The organism is Sinorhizobium sp. NFACC03 (assembly GCF_900103435.1).
GTDB lineage: Bacteria > Pseudomonadota > Alphaproteobacteria > Rhizobiales > Rhizobiaceae > Ensifer.
Genome location: NZ_FMXF01000039.1, coordinates 36,329 through 53,660, shown reverse-complemented (window position 1 = coordinate 53,660; position 17,332 = coordinate 36,329). Strand labels below are relative to the sequence as shown.

Sequence of the window (17,332 nt, the reverse complement as noted above, 5' to 3'; positions counted from 1 at the left end):
CGATGAAGATCACCGAGCCGTATTCGCCGACGCCGCGGGCAAAGGCGAGGGCAAAGCCGGTCAGGCCGGCCGGCAGCAGTCCCGGCAACAGCACCCGGCTGATCGTCTGGAAGCGGCTGGCGCCAAGCGTGGCGGCGGCTTCTTCCACCTCCTTGTCGATCTCCTCCATGATCGGCTGCACGGTCCTGACGACAAACGGCAGGCCGACGAAGATCAGCGCGACGACGATGCCGGATGGCGTAAAGGCGATCTTGAGGCCGAGCGGCTCGATGAACTGGCCGATCCAGCCGTTGCCGGCATAAAGCGTCGTCAAGGCAATGCCGGCAACCGCGGTCGGCAGCGCGAACGGCAGGTCGACCATGGCATCGATCACCCGTTTGCCGGGGAAACGATAGCGCACCAGCACCCAGGCGAGGATGACGCCGAAGACGAGGTTGATGACGGCGGCGAGAAACGCCGTGCCGAACGAGATCTTCAGCGCATTGAGCGTGCGCGGATCGAGCGCCAGCTCAAAGAACTTGGCCCAGCCGAGCCCGCTGGCCCGCCACACCAGCCCCGACAGCGGGATCAACACGATCAGCACCAGCCAGCTCAGCGTGATCCCGAGCGACAGCCCAAAGCCAGGCAAAACACTCGGCTGGCGAAATCGCCAGGGCGCAGTCTTCGTCGCTTCCGTCAATGACACTACCTTTACAAAGCTCGCGAGACGTATTGAACCGCGCTTCGTGCCAATGGCCCGGCGCGGCAAAGCAAGACGCGCGGCCGGATTGTCCAGCCGCGCGTCTAAGGTCGGTCTTATTGGCCTGGCTTGTAAAGCTGGTCGAAGACGCCGCCATCGCCGAAGAATTTCGGCTGGGCTTCCTTCCAGCCGCCGAAGTCTTCGATGGTGACGAGCTTCAGTTCGCCGAAGCGGGCGACATCGGCCGGATCGGCTACTGCCGGCTTGAACGGCCGGTAGTAATGCTTGGCGGCGATCTTCTGGCCGGCATCGCTGTAGAGGTAGCCGAGATAGGCTTCCGCTACCTTGCGGGTGCCCTTGGCGTCGACGTTGCCGTCAACGAGCGCCACCGGCGGTTCGGCCTTGATCGAGATTGACGGCGTGACGATCTCGAACTTGTCGGGGCCGAGTTCCTCGAGCGACAGATAGGCTTCGTTTTCCCAGGCGAGAAGCACGTCGCCAAGGCCACGCTGCACGAAGGTCGTCGTCGCTCCGCGCGCGCCGGTATCGAGCACCGGAACATGCTTGAAGAGTTCCGCCACATATTCCTGTGCCTTGGCGTCATCTCCGCCATTGGCAGCCCGACCATAGGCCCAGGCAGCCAGGAAGTTCCAGCGCGCGCCGCCCGAAGTCTTCGGGTTCGGCGTGATCACCTGGATGTCCGGCTTTACCAGATCGCCCCAGTCCTTGACGCCCTTGGGGTTGCCCTTGCGCACCAGGAACACGATCGTCGATGTGTAGGGCGCGCTGTTGTTCTCGAACTTCGTCTTCCAGTCCGCCGGGATTTTGCCGGTTTCCTTGGCGATCGCGTCGATATCGGCTTCGAGCGCCAGCGTTACGACATCTGCCTGCAGGCCGTCGATGACCGAGCGGGCCTGCTTGCCGGAGCCGCCGTGCGACGTCTGGATCGCCACGGTTTCGCCAGTGTCGGCCTTCCACTTCTCAGCGAAGGCAGCATTGAAGTCCTTATAGAGTTCACGAGTCGGATCGTAGGACACGTTCAAGATCGTCGTGTCGGCAAACGCAACACTCGCAGCTCCCAGCTGCAGGCCCCCGAGCACAATTGCCAGTCCCACCATTCCGGTAATTCGTCCAAAGACCATTTCGACCTCCATCGGTTACCAGATAAAACTATCAATTTTATCGACTGCTACAACGCAAACAGATGACACCGGGGGCGGCAATCGGGAAATGTCCTATCGTTCTCGCCGCCTTTTCGGGAACGGTTTGCCTGCAACCGCCCAAGATGGCCGTGCCGGCCCGCCAAGACCATTAGATGGAGGGCGTGATGCCGGTGTCCAGTGGGCGCGCGTCGTTTCTCCTTTCGAGCGTCTGCCGGAACGGTCCGTCGAAGAGCCTTCAGCCCTGCATTTCGTGGCAAATACGGGGATCACAGGCGGGCACAGATTTCTGGGTCCCTAGGGTGCGAAACTAGAGCACGCGGCCGCGGGCGACGATCGGCCAGGTGTCCTTGAGCGTGTCGCCTTCGACGATGTGGACCGCATCGACCATGTTGGTCACGACGCAGGCGTGGTTGGGCACGATGCGGAGCTGATCACCGACCTTGAGGTTGATCGGCCCATCGGTGACGAGGCGACCGTGTTCCTCCGAGAGTTGGTCGATGCGGATATCGTCGCGGCCGAGTACGTGACCGTAGCCTGTCAGTCCCAGCAGATCCGAGGTCAACACCTTACTGCCGGCATCGATGATCGCGCGGGTTTCGGATGGGACGGAGACGACGGTCGCAACCACCGTCAGCGCGCATTCATCCCAGCTTGCCACGCCGCGAGACACCAACGAACGGTCGTTGTAGATATAGGTGCCGGGGCGATATTCGCTGGCAACCGGCGCACCGGCGGCGTGCATCATGCTCGGCGTGCCGCCTGAGGTGATCACCGGCACCGCGATGCCGTCGGCTTCGATCAGCCTCTTTGCTTCGCTCATGAAGGCCTGGACCTTTGCCTCGCCGTTGACGGGGGGATAGGTCATCAGGCCGCCGAACACGAGCCCCTTCGCATCCTCGATCTGGCTGGCAAGTCTCGCCGCCTCAGCCGGGCTAGCGACGCCGCAACGATCGGCACCGGTGTTGCATTCGACAAGCACACGAATCGGCTTGTCCTTGCCGGCGAAATGGCCCGCAAGTCCGTCGATGACGGTGTCGCTGTCGGCGACGACGGCAAGCGCGACGCGGCCATTGAGCCGCTCCAGCCGCGCCATCTTGGCCTCGCCGAGAATGTTGTAGGTGATCAGCACATCCTTGATCCGGTCGCTGCCCTCGACCATTGCTTCGGCTTCGGTCACCTTTTGGCAGGTGATGCCAACGGCGCCGGCCTCAAGCTGAAGCTCGGCCATCTGCGGCAGCTTGTGCGTCTTGATGTGCGGGCGCACGCGAATGCCATGTTCATCGGCATAGGCCTGGAAGCGCTCGATATTGCGCTTGGCAATTTCGAGGTCGACGAGAACGGCCGGCGTTTCGATCGGCAGGGGCATCGCGGTCACTTCCTCTTCTCGCGCGGGACAACGTGTGATGAACGATTCTCACAAGAAGGAAAAGGCGTTGCCAAAGCAATCCCGGTCGTCGCCCGCAGGCACCCTCAGTCTTTCGCCAGCGACCGGCCGGTGTCGGGATCGAAGAGATGAAGGGCATCCGCCTCGATCGTGAAGGCACGCTCTTCGCCCGACAGGACCGAACTGCGCGGTGGCAGGCAGGCGGTGATGCGCTGGTCGCCGATCCGCGCAGTGGTGACGAGTTCGGGGCCGGTCAATTCGACCACCTCGACGCGTGCCTTGAACTGCGGCACCGGCTCGTCACCAGCGGCAAGTTGCAGCGCTTCCGGGCGAATACCAGCCTTTACGCGCTGGCCGTCGGAGACAACGTTGCGGAGGCGTGCCGGCAGGGCGATCGCCTGGCCGTCGCCGGCGATTTTCAACCGACCTTCCACAACGGTCGCATCCAAGATGTTCATCGGGGGCGAGCCGACGAAGCCGGCGACATAGAGCGTGGCCGGGCGGTCGTAGATCTCTTCCGGCGTGCCGAGTTGCTCGATCCGCCCGTCACGCATCACCGCGATGCGGGTCGCGAGCGTCATCGCCTCGATCTGGTCGTGGGTGACGTAGACGATCGTGGTCTTCAGCATCTGGTGCAGGCGCTTGAGCTCGGTGCGCATCTCCATGCGCAGCTTGGCGTCGAGGTTCGAGAGCGGCTCGTCGAAGAGGAACACCTGCGGATTGCGCACCAGCGCCCGGCCGATGGCGACGCGCTGGCGCTGGCCGCCCGAGAGCTGGCTCGGCTTGCGGGCGAGCAGGTTCTCGATTTGCAACAGCTTTGCCGTCTCCGCCACCGCCTTTTCGCGCTCGGCCGCGGGGACCTTTCGCATTTCAAGACCGAAGCCGATGTTCCTTGCAACGCTCATGTTCGGGTAGAGCGCATAGGACTGGAACACCATGGCGATGTCGCGGTCCTTCGGGTGGGCGCCGAGAATGGAGCGGTCGCCGATGCGGATGTCGCCGCCGCTCGGCTCCGCAAGCCCGGCGATGATGTTGAGCAGGGTCGACTTGCCGCAGCCGGATGAGCCGAGCAGCACCAGGAACTCGCCGCTCTCGAGATCGATGTCGATGCCCTTCAGCGTCTCGACCTCGCCATAGCGCTTGTGAATGTTCTGAATGGCGAGAGCGCTCATGCGCCGGTCTCCTGAAGGTAGGACGAAAGTGGGTTGCCGTAGCTGCGCGGCAGGGTGGAAATCGCCTCCGAGGCGATGGCGACGCCGGTGCGAAGACAGGCCCCCAAAGGCATCTCGGCCGCAAGTGCCGCCAGGAACCCGGCATTGAAGACATCGCCGGCGCCGATGGTATCGACGACGGAAACGACGGGTGCTGCGGCTGATGAAAAGCGGCCATCCGCGTCGATGGCGATCGCGCCATGCGGACCGCGCTTGACGACGACGATCGCGCCTTCGGGCATATGTTTCCTGAGCTCGTGCGCTGCCTCGGTCGGGTCGGAGAGGCCCGTCAGCGTGGTCGTTTCGACCTCGTTGAAGAGTGCCAGCCGGCAACGCTTCAGCCAACCGATGGTCGCCGCGCAGTTTGTTTGCGTCCAGCCGTCGAGCGGCCAGCCGGTGTCGAGCGCGACGGTGATGCCGTGGGCGTCGGCCCAGTCGAAGAAGCGGTCATAGTCCGATGTCAGCGCATCGGTCAGGAAGGCACCGGTCAACAGCGCATAACCACCGCGGAGCTTCTCGCCGTCGAGCATGGTGCGGACTTCGTCGAAGCTGAGCAGCGGCAGATGCCCACGCGTGGTGAAGAAGGTACGCTCGCCGTCGGGATGGGTGATGCCGACGGAAAGCGTGGTCCCGACATTCTCGACCGGCCAGGACTTGGACCGCTCGGGAAAAGCCTCCTTCAACCAAGTGCCGAACTGATCGTTGCCGACATTGGCGGCGATCGCATAGTCGACGCCGAGCGAATCCCAGGCGAGCGCGCTGTTGCCGGCGCAGCCGCCGACACGCAGCTCGTCGTGGTCGACGATGATTTCGGTGCCGGCTTTGGGCCAGGGGGCCGCCGGCCCGAGGATGAGATCGACATTGGCATTGCCGACCACGGCAAGAGGACGCATCGTTTATTCGCTCCGGGTGATCTTGGTCGAGCGCACGGGGGTGCCGGCATTCTCGACACGCGACGCCGCAAAGGCGATCATGAAGGACTGGGCGACGGGCAGCATGGCGAAGATCGCCGCCATGCCCGCGGCCGGCGCAAAGGGAATGGTGCTGACGCCTTCGACTGGCGCCCGGCGGGAAGCATCGAAGACGATGACCGGCGAGCCGGCTTCGGCGGCGGAAAGCGCCATGGCTTCTACAAGGCCGGCGGTCGGATCTGCCGCGCGGAAGAGCACAACACCGACGGATGGACCGAGCATTTCCATCGGGCCGTGGCGAAGTTGGCCGCCTTCAAGCGAGAAGCAGGGCAGGCGGGAAAGCTCGGTCAGGCCGAGGCCGATCGCTTCGGCGAGGCCCTGCAGCCGGCGGCCCGAGGTGACGACGGACCGGACGTCGCTCAAGGCCGCGAGGGCCTCAGCGGTATCGGGTGATTGCGGGTTTTCCAATACGTAAAGGGCATCGGCCGGATCATCGCCGAGGGCGGCGAGAATGGCGAGGTGCAGGGCGAAGCTGATGGTCAGGCTGCGGGTGGCGGCAAAGGCCTTTTCGGTGCCGCCGACGCCGACCAGAGACGGCGCATTGCTGGCGAGGAAGGAACCGCCTTCAAGCGTCAGGCCGAAGGTGTGCGGCGTTGTGCCTTTGGTTTCGCCGAACCAGCGCAGCACCTCGGCGCTTTCGCCGGACTGCGAGGTGATGAGGATCGTCTTGCCTTCGATGACAAGCGGCTGGCCGAGTTGTTCCGAGAGCGGCAGGGCAATGGCATCGATGCCATGGGCGCGGTAGAGCGGCTCGACGGCGCGACCGACGGCATGCGAGCCGCCCATGCCGAGCAGCAGCAGCTTGCCGGTAGACTTCAGTGAGGCAGCGACACTGGCCGCCATCGCTGTCGCCTGGTGCACGGAGGCGATGGCGTCGGAGGCCTGACGCGCCATTTCGCGATCGATCGCGACGAGCCCGGCGGGGCGTTCCGAATTGGTCATAGCCGTCATCCTTTGACGCCGCCGCTGGTGAGCCCGGAAATGAGGGCACGCTGCATGACGAGACCGATCAGCACCGGGGGCAGGGCGGCCAGCACCCCGGCTGTGGCGATCAGCCCGTAATCGGAGACACGGCCGCCGGCGAGATCGGAAATGGCAACCGTAAGGGTCTTGGCGCGCAGATCCGAGGTGAACAGCAGCGCGTAGAAGAATTCGTCCCAAGCGAGCAGGAAGGCAAAGAGCGCCGACGTCGCCATGACGGGTGCCGCGAGCGGCAGTGTGATGAGCCGGAGGATCTGGTCGAGACGGGCGCCGTCGATCATCGCGGCACTCTCGATTTCCTTCGGGATGGAATCGAAGCCGGATTTCAGCAGCCAGGTTGTGAAGGGCGCCAGAATGGTGAGATAAACAAGCGCGAGGCCGAACACCGAGTTCAGAAGCCCGAGATAGGCAAGTCCCATATAGAGCGGCACGGCAAGCGCTACTGGCGGAAGCATATAGGTGGCGATCACCGCATAGAGCGACCAGGAAACGTTGGATGTGCGCGAGACCGCCCAGGCGGCGGGAATGGCGACCGCGATCGCCGCCAGCGTTGCCATCCCGGCGACCTTCAGGCTGTTGAAGAGCGAGGCAGTAAAGGCAGCGCCGGTGCTGTTTTCGATCGTCGACAACAGCAGGCGGTAGCGCGACAGATCGATCTCGTTGGGCCACCAGTTGAGCGGCTTTGTCGAGAGGTCGGCGGCCGAGGAGATGCTCATGACGAAGAGCCAGAGAATGGGGGCCAGGATGATGGCTGCCAGCAGCAGAGCCGCAGCATAGACGAAGGCGGTGAAAACCGGGTTCTGGCGTTCCATCAGGATGCTCCTGCGGCTTTGCGCACCATTGCTGCATAGGCGACGGCGAGTACGGTTACGAGCAGCGTGACGATCAGCGCCAGCGAGGCGCCCGATCCGGCACGCTGGAAGGAGAACGCTTCCTGGTAGACGAGGATCGACAGCGTGCGCGTGCTGTTTGCCGGCCCGCCGCGGGTCATGACCCAGATGAGGTCGAACACCTTGAAGGCCTCGATCGTGCGCAGCACCAGTGCCACCAGCAGGGGACCCGCGAGATAGGGCATGATGACATAGCGAAAGCGATTGAGCGGACCCGCGCCATCGACGAGCGAGGCGGCGGTGATGTCGCGCGGCACGGCCTGGAGTGCCGCGAGCGCGATCAGCGCAACCAGCGGAAAGTTCTTCCAGCAGTCGGCGATGATCAACGCCGTCAGCGCCGAGCCGGGTTCGCCGAGCCAGGAGCGGTAGCTGTCGATCAAGCCGATTTGCGTCAAGGCGGCGTTGAGCGCGCCATATTCGGGATTGTAGATCAGCCGCCAGAGCGTGGCGTTGACCACGGTCGGCAAAGCCCAGGGCAGGATCATCAAGGCTCTGAGAGCCGTGCGCCCGCGAAATTGTTGATTGAGTAGCAGTGCTGCGAGCACCCCGAGCACCATTTCAGCGGTGACCGAGACGACCGCGAACCAGGTCGTCGTCACGAAGGCGCGCAGGAAGTTCGAGCCGCCGAGCATCTTGGCATAGTTGGCGAGGCCGACGAACGTGCCTTCCGTGCCGACGAGCCTGGCGTCGGTGAAGGAAAGCCTGACCGTATCGATCAACGGCCAGCCGATAACGGCGATCATGACCACCAGCAGCGGCAGCATGAGCAGCCATGCGCGCGTTGTTATCCAGGTGCCGGACATAGGATGGAAACCTTCTCGGGCCTAGGGAGCCCCGTCATGCTATCGCATATTGCCCCGGATCGTCATCGACCCAAGCGAATGATGCACCAAATCAAAGTGTTAAAGCGCCTGGATGCCAGCGCCACCGCATATTCCCGCGGTCCCCGGGCGGTTGTCCGCCCGGGGCTTGGGAGGACGGCTCAGAGGCCGCTGTTTTCGGCCGCCGTCTTCAAGGCGTCCTCGGGCGAAGCCTGGCCGAGCAGTGCTTCCTGGATCGCCTGCTGAAGGGCACTCGAAAGTTCCTGGTACTTCGGTGTCGTCGGACGCGGATACATGGCCGCGAGGCCGAGCTTGGCAGCGCCGATCAGCTCTTCCTGGCCCTTGGTGACGCTGGCATCTTCGTAGGAAGAAGCCCAGATCGGCAGGCTGAGCTTGGCGTAGGCGTTCTGCGTCTGCTGCGAGGTCATGTAGACGATGTACTTCCAGGCCTCGTCCGGGTTCTTGCTGGTCGAGGTGATGCCAAGACCCATCGAACCGTTGACGGCGGAGACTTTGCTCTTGCCCGCAACGCCCGGCGCCGGCACGACGCCGACCTTGCCGGCAACCTTGCTTTCCTTCGGATCGTTGGCGAGGTTGTACATATAGGTCCAGTTGAGAGCGAACGCGGCTTCGCCGTTCTGGAACACCTTGCGGACGTCCTCCTCCAGAAACTCCTTGGAGTTCGGATTGGTGAGGCCAGAAGAATAGCTCGTCACCATGTAGTTGAGCGCGTCGAGGCCGCCGCCCGAGGTGAAGGCCGGCTTGCCGCCGTCGATGAATTTGCCACCATAGGCGCTGACGAGGGTGGTGTAGTCGCAGATCGCGGCTTCGGCCTGCGACCAGCTCCAGGCGATCGGGGTTGCGAGCAGACCCTTGTCCTTGATCACCTTGGCCTGTTCGGCAAGCTCGTCCCAGGTCTTCGGCGGCGCCTTGATGCCGGCCTTCTCCAGGATTTCCTTGTTGTAGAACAGGTATTTGGTGTCGAGGATCCAGGGCATGCCATAGCGCTTGCCGTCATATTCGACGGTCGTCCAGGCGCCCGGCAGCACGCCGGATTTCATCTCGCCTGTGATGCGGTCGGTCACATCCACGAGCACCTTGTTGCTTGCATATTCGGCCGGCCAGATCACGTCGAAGAGCACGACGTCGTAGCCGCCGCCGGAACCCTGCGCCAGCACGGTCTTGTCGTGCAGGCCCTCATAGGGCACGAATTCGAGATTGACCTTCACGTCCGGGTTGGCCTTGGTGAAGGCCTCGGTCATGGCGCGCACATCCGCCTCGCTATAGGCGGCCTGGGCCATGAAGAGGGCGTTGAGCGTCGTTTCCGCATGCGCGTGGCCGACGAAGGAGACGCCGGCGAGGGTCGCGCAAAGCAAGGTGGTTCTTATCGATTTCAACATGATTTCCTCCAGTAACTTGAGCGTTTCAGCTTTCTTCGGCGCGCCTCTACGGTGCGCCGTATGCGAGAAGTCCGTCCGTTTCCGAGCGGCCGTCGACATATCCATCGGAGCGCCCGCAGCGGTGCTTGCCGCTGCTTTCGTTCCCCCGGAGCTCTTTTGGGCTCCTATTAAGTCAATTGTCTTGACTTATTTTTTGTTCAATATTCTAACAGTGTCAAGAGGGGTTTTTTGGATGAACGATATGCGCCTGATCCGGGCGAAGAGCGGCACCAACCAGGAGGGGACGAGCGCACACAACCGGCGCGTCATGATCGACGCGTTGCGGCTGAACGGCCAATTGTCCCGGGCGGACCTTGCCCGCGCGACGGCGCTCACGAAGCAGACGGTCTCCAACATCATCGAGGACCTGGAGCGGGACGGCCTGGTCGAGTCGCTTGAGGCGGTGCGCAACGGCCGCGGGCAACCTTCGACGCCCTATCGCCTGGTGCCGGAGGGTGCTTTCGCGATCGGCCTGCAAATTGATAGGCATGTGACGCGGACCATCGCTGTCGATCTCGTCGGCCGGGTGCTCGCCCGTGGCGAGGCCAACCTGCCGGTCGGTGGGCCGGCGACAGGCGTCCGGACGATCCTCGAACTGATCGAGAAGACCCGCCGTGATCTCACGGAGATCGCACCGCAATCGGAAGATCGCCTCGTCGGCCTTGGGGCGGCGATGCCCGGCCCCTTCGGTATCGAAGCCGATGACGACGATACCTGGATGATGGCGGCGTGGCAGAATTTTCCGTTGCTGGAGACGCTTGCGACCGGCACGGGGCTCGATGTCGGCTTGCAGAACGACGCAGCCGCGGCCGCTACTGCCGAACGCATGGTTGGCGCTGCGCACGGTGTCGACCATGCCATCTGCATCTATCTCGGCTATGGCCTTGGCGCCGGGCTGATCCTCAACGGCGAGCTCTACCGCGGCGCCAATGGCAATGCTGGCGAGATCGGCATGATCCTTAGCCTGCCGCGTGGCGCATCGCTGGATGAGCGCACGCCGCTCGAACATCGCGCTTCGATCGCCTCGCTCTGCAGGCTGCTCGACCTCGATCCCGCCGATCCTGAGCTTTACGCCCATATCGATGCGATCGCCGCCGGCCCGGACGAGCGGGTGCGGCGCTGGCTCGATGCGGCGGTCTTTGAACTGCGCGCCGCCGTTCAGGCGCTCGAAACGATCTTCGACCCGCAGACGGTGATCCTGTGCGGTGGGCTTCCGCCGGGGCTCGCGCGCCTGTTGGTCGAGGCGATGATGCCGCTGCTCCCCTCGATCGCCGATCGGCGCGACCGCAGTCTCCCGCGATTGCAGATCGGTTTCACCGACCCCTGGGCGGTGGCGATCGGTGCGGCCGCAGAGCCGATCAGCCGCACGTTCGATCCGCGCTTCTCCGCGATCTTGAAAACACGAGAGCACGCCGCGGTGTAGTTGCGCGACCGTCAGGTTCTGGGCTCGTCCAGACGGGCAAGTTCAGCATATCCGGCGGCCAGAAAATCGAGCAGGGCGCGCACCGAAGGAAGCAAACCCCGGCGTGAGGGAAAGACCGCGTGAATGATGCCGGCCCTCGGCGCCCAGTCGGGCAGCACATCGACAAGCGTGCCATCCTTCAGGTCTTGCCGTATCACCATCTCCGGCAGTTGGCAGATGCCGACACCGCGCAGCGCGGCAAGCCGCAACGTCACCATGTCTTCGGTGACGAGCCGCGGCCGATGGCGCACGATTGCGGTTGCGCCGCCGGGGCCCTCCAGCCGCCAGTCGTGTTCGGGGCGATCGGGGTTCCAGGCAAGGCTTGGGAAGGCGGCGAGGTCGGCCGCCATCAACGGCTTGCCGATGGACGCGAGCAGCCCCGGGCTGGCGACCAGCCGCTGCCGGCTCTCGGCAAAACGTTTGACGACAAGATCGCTTTCTTCGAGTGGCGGAAAGCGGACGCGGACGGCGATGTCGATGCCTTCGCGTAGCACGTCGGCTCGCCGGTTGGTGCTTTCGAGCACGACCTCGACCTTCGGGCATTCTGCCATGAACCGGGCGATCATTTCTGCGACCTGGAAATAGACCACAGAAGAGGGGCAACTGACATGGACCACGCCCTGTGGCTCGGATCGCATGCGCTCGATCATCTCCTGTGCCGCTTCGGCCTCCACCAGCATGGCGATGCAATGGCGGTAGTATTCCCTTCCGATCTCGGTGATGACGAAATGACGTGTCGAGCGCTGCACCAGCCGTACCCCGAGCCGCTCTTCCAGCAAGCCGACGCGGCGGCTCAAACGTGAGCGTGGCATGTTGAGCTTGCGGGCGGCAGCGGCAAAACCGTTCTGCTCTACCACGTCGACGAATAGCTTGAGATCGTTCAGGTCTTGCAAGAGTAATTGTCCTATTTTCAGGACATTATAGCTCGATATGGCCGTCTACTGCCAGGTTTGGTGCAGGGATATCTTCTCCTCAACGCCAACCACCATGGATGGGGTGGTTGCTCAACCAGCAAGGAGCAAGACCATGACACCTGCAAACTTCAACGGACAGCGCCCGGTCATCGATCCCGATGACGCCGTGATGCTTCTGATCGACCACCAGAGCGGCCTGTTTCAGACCGTCAACGACATGCCGATGCCGAAGCTGCGCGCCCATGCGGCGGCACTTGCCAGCATGGCGACGCTGGCGAAGATGCCCGTCATCACCACGGCGTCCGTGCCGCAGGGCCCGAACGGGCCGCTGATCCCGGAAATCCATGCCAATGCGCCGCATGCCAAGTACGTTGCCCGTCGCGGCGAGATCAATGCCTGGGACAACCCGGATTTCGTCGCCGCGGTGAAGGAAACCGGCCGCAAGACCCTGATCATCGCCGGCACGATCACCAGCGTCTGCATGGCCTTCCCGGCAATCAGCGCCGTCCATGACGGCTACAAGGTCTTCGTGGTCGTCGACGCCTCGGGCACCTATTCGAAGATGGCTGAGGAAATCACCCTTGCCCGTGTCGTCCAGGCTGGCGTGGTGCCGATGGATACCGCAGCGGTTGCCTCCGAACTGCAGCGCACCTGGCACCGCGACGACGCCCAGCAGTGGGCGGAGATCTACACCAAGATCTTTCCGGAATATCAGTTGCTGATCGAGAGCTACCTGAAGGCGCAGCAGGTCGAAAAGGACCAGGAGCAGCTCGACTCGCAGCGCGGCTAAGAACGCAGCGAAATCGTGAAACCGGTTTGCAAGCACCCACGGCAGACTGTCTGCCGTGGGTGCTTGGCTTTGTCGGTCAGCGCCGGTCGAGTTCCAGGATGGTCTGGAACAGAACCTCCGCGCCACGGGCGCATTCTTCGGGTGCGGTATATTCCGCCTCGTTGTGCGACAGCCCGTCCTTGGACGGTACGAAGATCATCGCGGTCGGCATGATCGTCGCGATGTGCGCCGCATCATGCCCGGCACCGGAAACGACGGCCGTGGCCGAATAGCCGAGCGCTTCTGTGCTGTTGCGCACGGCGTCCACGATCGATGGATCGAAGACGACCGGCGCTTTCGACCAGATGCGCTTCAGTTCTGCGCCCGGCCCAACACTGCGGACGGTATGCTCCAACGCCGCCTGCATCCGATCAAGCCCGGCCTCGGACGGGTGACGCATGTCGATCTGAAGCCGGACGGTGCCGGGAACGACATTGCGCGAATTGGGGCCGACTTCGACGAAGCCGACGGTGCCGACACCGGGCGGATTCTCCCGTGCGATGTCGCGCACGGCGAGCACGATTTCGGCGGCGGCGACGAGCGCATCGTCGCGCTGCGCCATTGGCGTGCTGCCGGCATGCGCCTCGGTGCCGGTGACAGTGATATCGAACCAGCGCAGCCCCTGGATGCCGGTGACGACGCCGATCTCGGTTGCGGACGCTTCCAGCAGCGGTCCCTGCTCGATATGGAGCTCGACGTAAGCCGCGAAGGCGGCCGGCTCGACCCGCGCTTCGCCGCGATAGCCGATGGCGTCGAGCGCCGCCCCGACCGTGACGCCTACTCGGTCGGTGAGCGCGTGCGCCGCATCAAGCGAAAGCGCGCCGGCAAAGACGCCTGACCCCATCATCGCCGGCGAGAAGCGCGACCCCTCCTCGTTCGTCCAGTTGACGACCGTCAGCGGGTGGCGCAGCAGGGTGGATGTTTCCTTGAGCGTGCGCAGCACCTCAAGGCCGGCAAGCACGCCGAGGATGCCATCGAACCGGCCGCCCTGCGGCTGGGTATCGAGATGGCTGCCGACGGCGATCGCCGGCAACGACATGTCTTCGCCGGGATAGGTCGCGAAGATGTTGCCGATGCCGTCGATCTCGATAGTGCAGCCGAGCGCCCGGCACGCGGCGACGAACCAATCGCGGACCTCACGGTCCTCCTCTGTCAGCGTCAGGCGGGTGACCCCGCCATTATCGGCGGCGCCGAAGCGTGCGGTCGCGACGATGTCGTTCCACAGCCGGTCGCCGTTTGTTGCCGGCGTGTTGATGCGCTTGGGCTCAGTGCGCAAGGCTTCGGCGCTCATTTCGGCTGCTCCGGTGCGTCTTTGTTGAGCTTGTAGCGGAAGTCGCAATGGGTAGCGCCCTGCATTACCGTCTGGGTGCGTTCAAGCGTGATGCGCGGATCGTAGCCCGTGCAGAAGACGCCGTCGCGGTTGCAGGAAAGCAGGTGCCCGATATGGCCGAGCCCCATGTCGCGATAGGTCTCGGCGTAGCGACAGCGCTTCACATTGTAGTGGAATTCCTCATCCGTCGCCTTGGTCACTTCGATGACAAGCGCGTCGTCCTGGGTCCAGAGGTCCTGCAGTTCCTGGAAGGTGCGCAGGTTGGTGCCGCCAGGCGTCTTTGCGGCAAAGGTCCTGCCGGCTTCGATCGCGGCCTTGGTGATCGCCTTGTCGAGGATTGCTTGCGCGCGCTCCTCGCCGATCTCCTCGCGCATCGCCTCATAGATCGGCGCGATGATGCCGGCCTCAATGCGGCGGCGCGCGAGAATGCCGATCTCGCCATCCATTGCCGCCCGCGACGTAGTTTCGGTGTTTTCTTTGTCCGTCTTTTCCATGGAGTGCCTCCCTCTGCCACAGGGCAGAACAACGGCGGCAGGATACTACGTAGGCAATGCCTCTGTGTTGCAAATCTGTGCCGGAGGGATTTCGCGTCGTGCAAAAATTTTGCGCTATAGCGCGATTATGCAGGAATCAATCTTAGCCCGACCAACGCGACGCGAGTTGCAGTCGCGTGGGGCCCGGGATCCGGCTGTGCGCGATCAGCGCTCGCTGCTCGAAACGAACCAGCGATAATAGGGATTGTCCGGCTCCACGCGCATCAGCAGTTCCATGTCACGCGCCCATTCGTCGCGATAGCCGGCATAGGCGTTGAGCGAAGCCTGATAGAACAGCATTAGCCGGTTGTGGGCGTCCGCTATGGATTTCTCGAACACCGAGTCCGCTCCGACGAGCGGTGCCTTGCTGCGCAGGCCGACGAGCGCTGGGAGTGTGCGCTGCAACTCGTCGGGACGAACCCAGCTTGCATATTCGATCCGCGGCTGGTCGTCGGTGACAGGCTGGGCCGATCCGGCGTAACGTTCAAGTCCGGCGCGGTCGGTCATCCAGGTCGCGAGCAGGTCGGCTGCACCACCTATGCCTACTTCCCCGAACGTCGCGGCGACGGACGGGTCGGCCATGCGCTTGGTGATGCGGCCAGCGTCAAGTTCCTGCGGTTCGACGGAGCCGATGAGCAGCATCTCGTGCAGCTCGGTCGACCAGAGCGAGGCATGCGGGAAACTGACGAGGAAACTGCGCACGAGCGCGCGCGTGTCCTCGTCGTTCTGGGTGGCGATCGGCAGCCATTGCGCAACAAGACCGTTTGGAGCGAGGCGTTCGCGGGCCAGCCGGTAGAAATCGGACGAATAGAGATTGACCACGCCAGCGGCCGACGGCGGCGGCGGTTCCAGCGTGATGAGATCGTAGCGCTCCGCGCTGCGCATCAGCTCGCGGCGACCGTCTGCAACGCGCACTTCGAGGCGGCTATCCTTTGCCGCGTTGAAATTGCCGGCAAACAATGTCGAGGCGCGGACGACCGACGGCAGCAGTTCGGCGGCGACGCGTCGGTCGAGGCCGGGATAGGCGAGCAATGAGCCGGCGGTAATGCCGGTGCCAAGCCCGATGACGAGCGCCGATTTCGGCTCGCCTTTGTGGATCATGAGCGGCAAGAGCGCCTGCAGCCGCATGTAGCGCAGCGACGGCATGGCGTCGCCGGTGTTGGAGACGCCCTGGATATACAGGCGGCGGAAACGGCGATCCGGTTGGCCCTGTTCGATGACGGCGACCGTCGCACCGAGGCCCTCCTCATAGGAGACGATCGTGCCATTGCCGCGTGAGAGATTGAGCAAGGTGGCCAGCCGATCCGATGGCACCATCACGGCGATCAGCACGGTGACGACACCGAGCGCTGGCGCCGCAAGGCGCCAACCCTTCCAGCCGGTCGCCCCGCGGCTGGCTGCGATGACGCCGATGATGCCTGCAGCGACGGCGAGAACGGCGAAGCTTCGGATGATACCGAACGACGGAATCAGCACAAAGCCGGTCAGAAGCGTGCCGGCAATGCCGCCGAGTGTGTTGAGTGCCAGAACGCGCCCGGTGTCGCGACCGACATGATGAGGATCGACCGCGAGCCGCAGGGCGACCGGGAAGGCGGCGCCGAGGAGCAGCGTCGGGACGAAGACAATCGTGAGCGCCGCGATGAGGAAGCGTGCGCACATGCCGGCGAAGATGCTGCCAGTGATACCGGCGATGGCTGCTTCCGCGCTGGCCTGCAACGCCGTCAGCCAGGGGCCGAGCAGGGCAAGCTCGGCCAGCGCCACGAGGCCGGCTAGCGTGATGAGCAGGCCGAAGGCGCTCCAGGGATCCGACAGGCGGTCGGTCCGGCGCGCAAAGAGTGCGGCGCCGAGCGCCAGCCCGGCGAGATAGGTGGCAAGCACCACGGAAAAGGCAAAGGAACGGGTGGAGATGAATTGCACGATCGCCTGCGACCAGGCGACTTCATAGCCGAGGGCGACGCCGCCGGCGATCGCGTAGAGGAGCAGCGCCAACCTTGAACCACCGGTGCCCTGCGCCGGTATCGGCATATCAGCTTGCGCGTCTTCGCGGATCCCGGCCGTGCTCAGCGAAAGTGCGATTGCCGCGGCGCCAAGCCCGAGGCCGGCGGCGAAAAATCCCGTCGCCTGCACGCCGAGAGTGGGGATGAGGACGAAAGAGACCGCAAGGCAGCCGAGGATGGCGCCGAGCGTGTTGGCGGCATAGAGCCGGCCGCCCTTTGCGCCGACGCCTCCCGGCGCCCCTTTGAGCGCTCGTAATAGCAAGGGAAGGGTGCCGCCCATCAGGAAGGCGGGGGTCGCGACGATCAGGACCAGCAAGGCCCAGGCGGCGAGAGCATTGGTACCTTCGATTGCGACGAAGAGCGGCGCAATCTGGGAAAGGATGAGGGTGACGCCGGCGCCGAGCACGGCCACACCGGTTTCGAGCAGGGCATAGAGGCGGAGCGGCTGTCGGGAGCGGTCGCCAATCCGCCCGAGGGCGAAGCTGCCGAGCGCCAGGCCGAGAAAGAAGGCGCTGACCCCGGTGCTGACCGCATAGACGTCGATGCCGGTGACGAGCGAGAGCTGCTTGATCCAGAGAACCTGGAAAACCAGCGCCGCGATGCCGGAGAGGAAGAGCATGAAGGCGGCGATTGCCGGCGCGACGTGTGCCCGCGGTCTCGCCAAAGGGTCTTCAATCGACTCGTCGAAGGAGACCGTTCGAGCGGGCTGAATGTTCTTCGTCATCGCG

General features: G+C 64.0%; 15 protein-coding genes. 2 read left to right on the top strand and 13 right to left on the bottom strand.

The features are described from left to right. The 9 genes from cysT to BLU35_RS30610 all read right to left on the bottom strand — a co-directional run. On the bottom strand, positions 1-679 hold a 679-nt coding region (gene cysT, locus BLU35_RS30650), incomplete at its 3' end, for a sulfate ABC transporter permease subunit CysT (RefSeq protein ID WP_502688195.1). Positions 680-795: 116 nt separating this feature from the next. Beyond that, positions 796-1,833: a sulfate ABC transporter substrate-binding protein gene (locus BLU35_RS30645; RefSeq protein WP_440639090.1), complete on the bottom strand. Its 1,038-nt coding sequence runs from the start codon at positions 1,831-1,833 to the stop codon at positions 796-798. Between the two features lie 316 nt (positions 1,834-2,149). Further along, positions 2,150-3,208, bottom strand: a complete 1,059-nt coding sequence (locus tag BLU35_RS30640; RefSeq protein ID WP_093235903.1) for a D-TA family PLP-dependent enzyme — start codon at positions 3,206-3,208, stop codon at positions 2,150-2,152. A 104-nt stretch (positions 3,209-3,312) separates the two neighbouring features. After that, a complete protein-coding gene (locus tag BLU35_RS30635; protein WP_093235902.1) occupies positions 3,313-4,398 on the bottom strand; it encodes an ABC transporter ATP-binding protein in 1,086 nt (361 codons plus the stop codon). Then, complete coding sequence (locus BLU35_RS30630; protein WP_093235901.1) at positions 4,395-5,330, bottom strand: PfkB family carbohydrate kinase; 936 nt, start codon at positions 5,328-5,330, stop codon at positions 4,395-4,397. The genes BLU35_RS30635 and BLU35_RS30630 overlap by 4 nt, the downstream gene beginning before the upstream one ends. A 3-nt stretch (positions 5,331-5,333) precedes the next feature. Beyond that, positions 5,334-6,350 carry an SIS domain-containing protein gene (locus BLU35_RS30625; RefSeq protein WP_093235900.1) on the bottom strand — a complete coding sequence of 339 codons (1,017 nt, stop codon included), beginning with the start codon at positions 6,348-6,350 and terminating at the stop codon, positions 5,334-5,336. A 5-nt stretch (positions 6,351-6,355) separates the two neighbouring features. Next, on the bottom strand, positions 6,356-7,201 hold the full coding sequence (locus BLU35_RS30620) for a carbohydrate ABC transporter permease (RefSeq protein WP_058324649.1): 846 nt from the start codon (positions 7,199-7,201) through the stop codon (positions 6,356-6,358). Then, complete coding sequence (locus BLU35_RS30615) at positions 7,201-8,082, bottom strand: carbohydrate ABC transporter permease (protein ID WP_057251333.1); 882 nt, start codon at positions 8,080-8,082, stop codon at positions 7,201-7,203. Before BLU35_RS30615 ends, BLU35_RS30620 begins: the two co-directional genes overlap by 1 nt. Positions 8,083-8,261: 179 nt before the next feature. Further along, entirely contained in the window at positions 8,262-9,500 is a 1,239-nt protein-coding gene (locus BLU35_RS30610) for an extracellular solute-binding protein (protein WP_093235899.1), read from the bottom strand. A 232-nt stretch (positions 9,501-9,732) separates the two neighbouring features. Between BLU35_RS30610 and BLU35_RS30605 the strand changes: the two genes are divergently transcribed. Next, positions 9,733-10,962 (top strand): ROK family transcriptional regulator, encoded by a 1,230-nt coding sequence (locus tag BLU35_RS30605; protein ID WP_162730689.1) that lies wholly within the window; start codon positions 9,733-9,735, stop codon positions 10,960-10,962. An 11-nt stretch (positions 10,963-10,973) separates the two neighbouring features. On the opposite strand, the gene BLU35_RS30600 is transcribed toward BLU35_RS30605, so the two are convergent. Beyond that, entirely contained in the window at positions 10,974-11,894 is a 921-nt protein-coding gene (locus tag BLU35_RS30600) for a LysR substrate-binding domain-containing protein (protein ID WP_093235897.1), read from the bottom strand. 133 nt (positions 11,895-12,027) lie between these two features. On the opposite strand from BLU35_RS30600, the gene BLU35_RS30595 reads away from it, so the two are divergent. Further along, a complete protein-coding gene (locus BLU35_RS30595; protein WP_065375505.1) occupies positions 12,028-12,705 on the top strand; it encodes an isochorismatase family protein in 678 nt (225 codons plus the stop codon). 76 nt (positions 12,706-12,781) lie between these two features. Here BLU35_RS30595 and BLU35_RS30590 read toward each other — a convergent pair whose 3' ends face one another. From BLU35_RS30590 to BLU35_RS30580, 3 genes are all read right to left on the bottom strand, one after another. Next, complete coding sequence (locus BLU35_RS30590; RefSeq protein WP_093235895.1) at positions 12,782-14,035, bottom strand: Zn-dependent hydrolase; 1,254 nt, start codon at positions 14,033-14,035, stop codon at positions 12,782-12,784. Beyond that, complete coding sequence (locus BLU35_RS30585) at positions 14,032-14,568, bottom strand: L-2-amino-thiazoline-4-carboxylic acid hydrolase (protein WP_093235894.1); 537 nt, start codon at positions 14,566-14,568, stop codon at positions 14,032-14,034. The genes BLU35_RS30590 and BLU35_RS30585 overlap by 4 nt, the downstream gene beginning before the upstream one ends. A gap of 204 nt (positions 14,569-14,772) precedes the next feature. After that, positions 14,773-17,328 (bottom strand): spermine/spermidine synthase domain-containing protein, encoded by a 2,556-nt coding sequence (locus tag BLU35_RS30580; protein ID WP_143033025.1) that lies wholly within the window; start codon positions 17,326-17,328, stop codon positions 14,773-14,775. Positions 17,329-17,332: the final 4 nt, after the last annotated feature.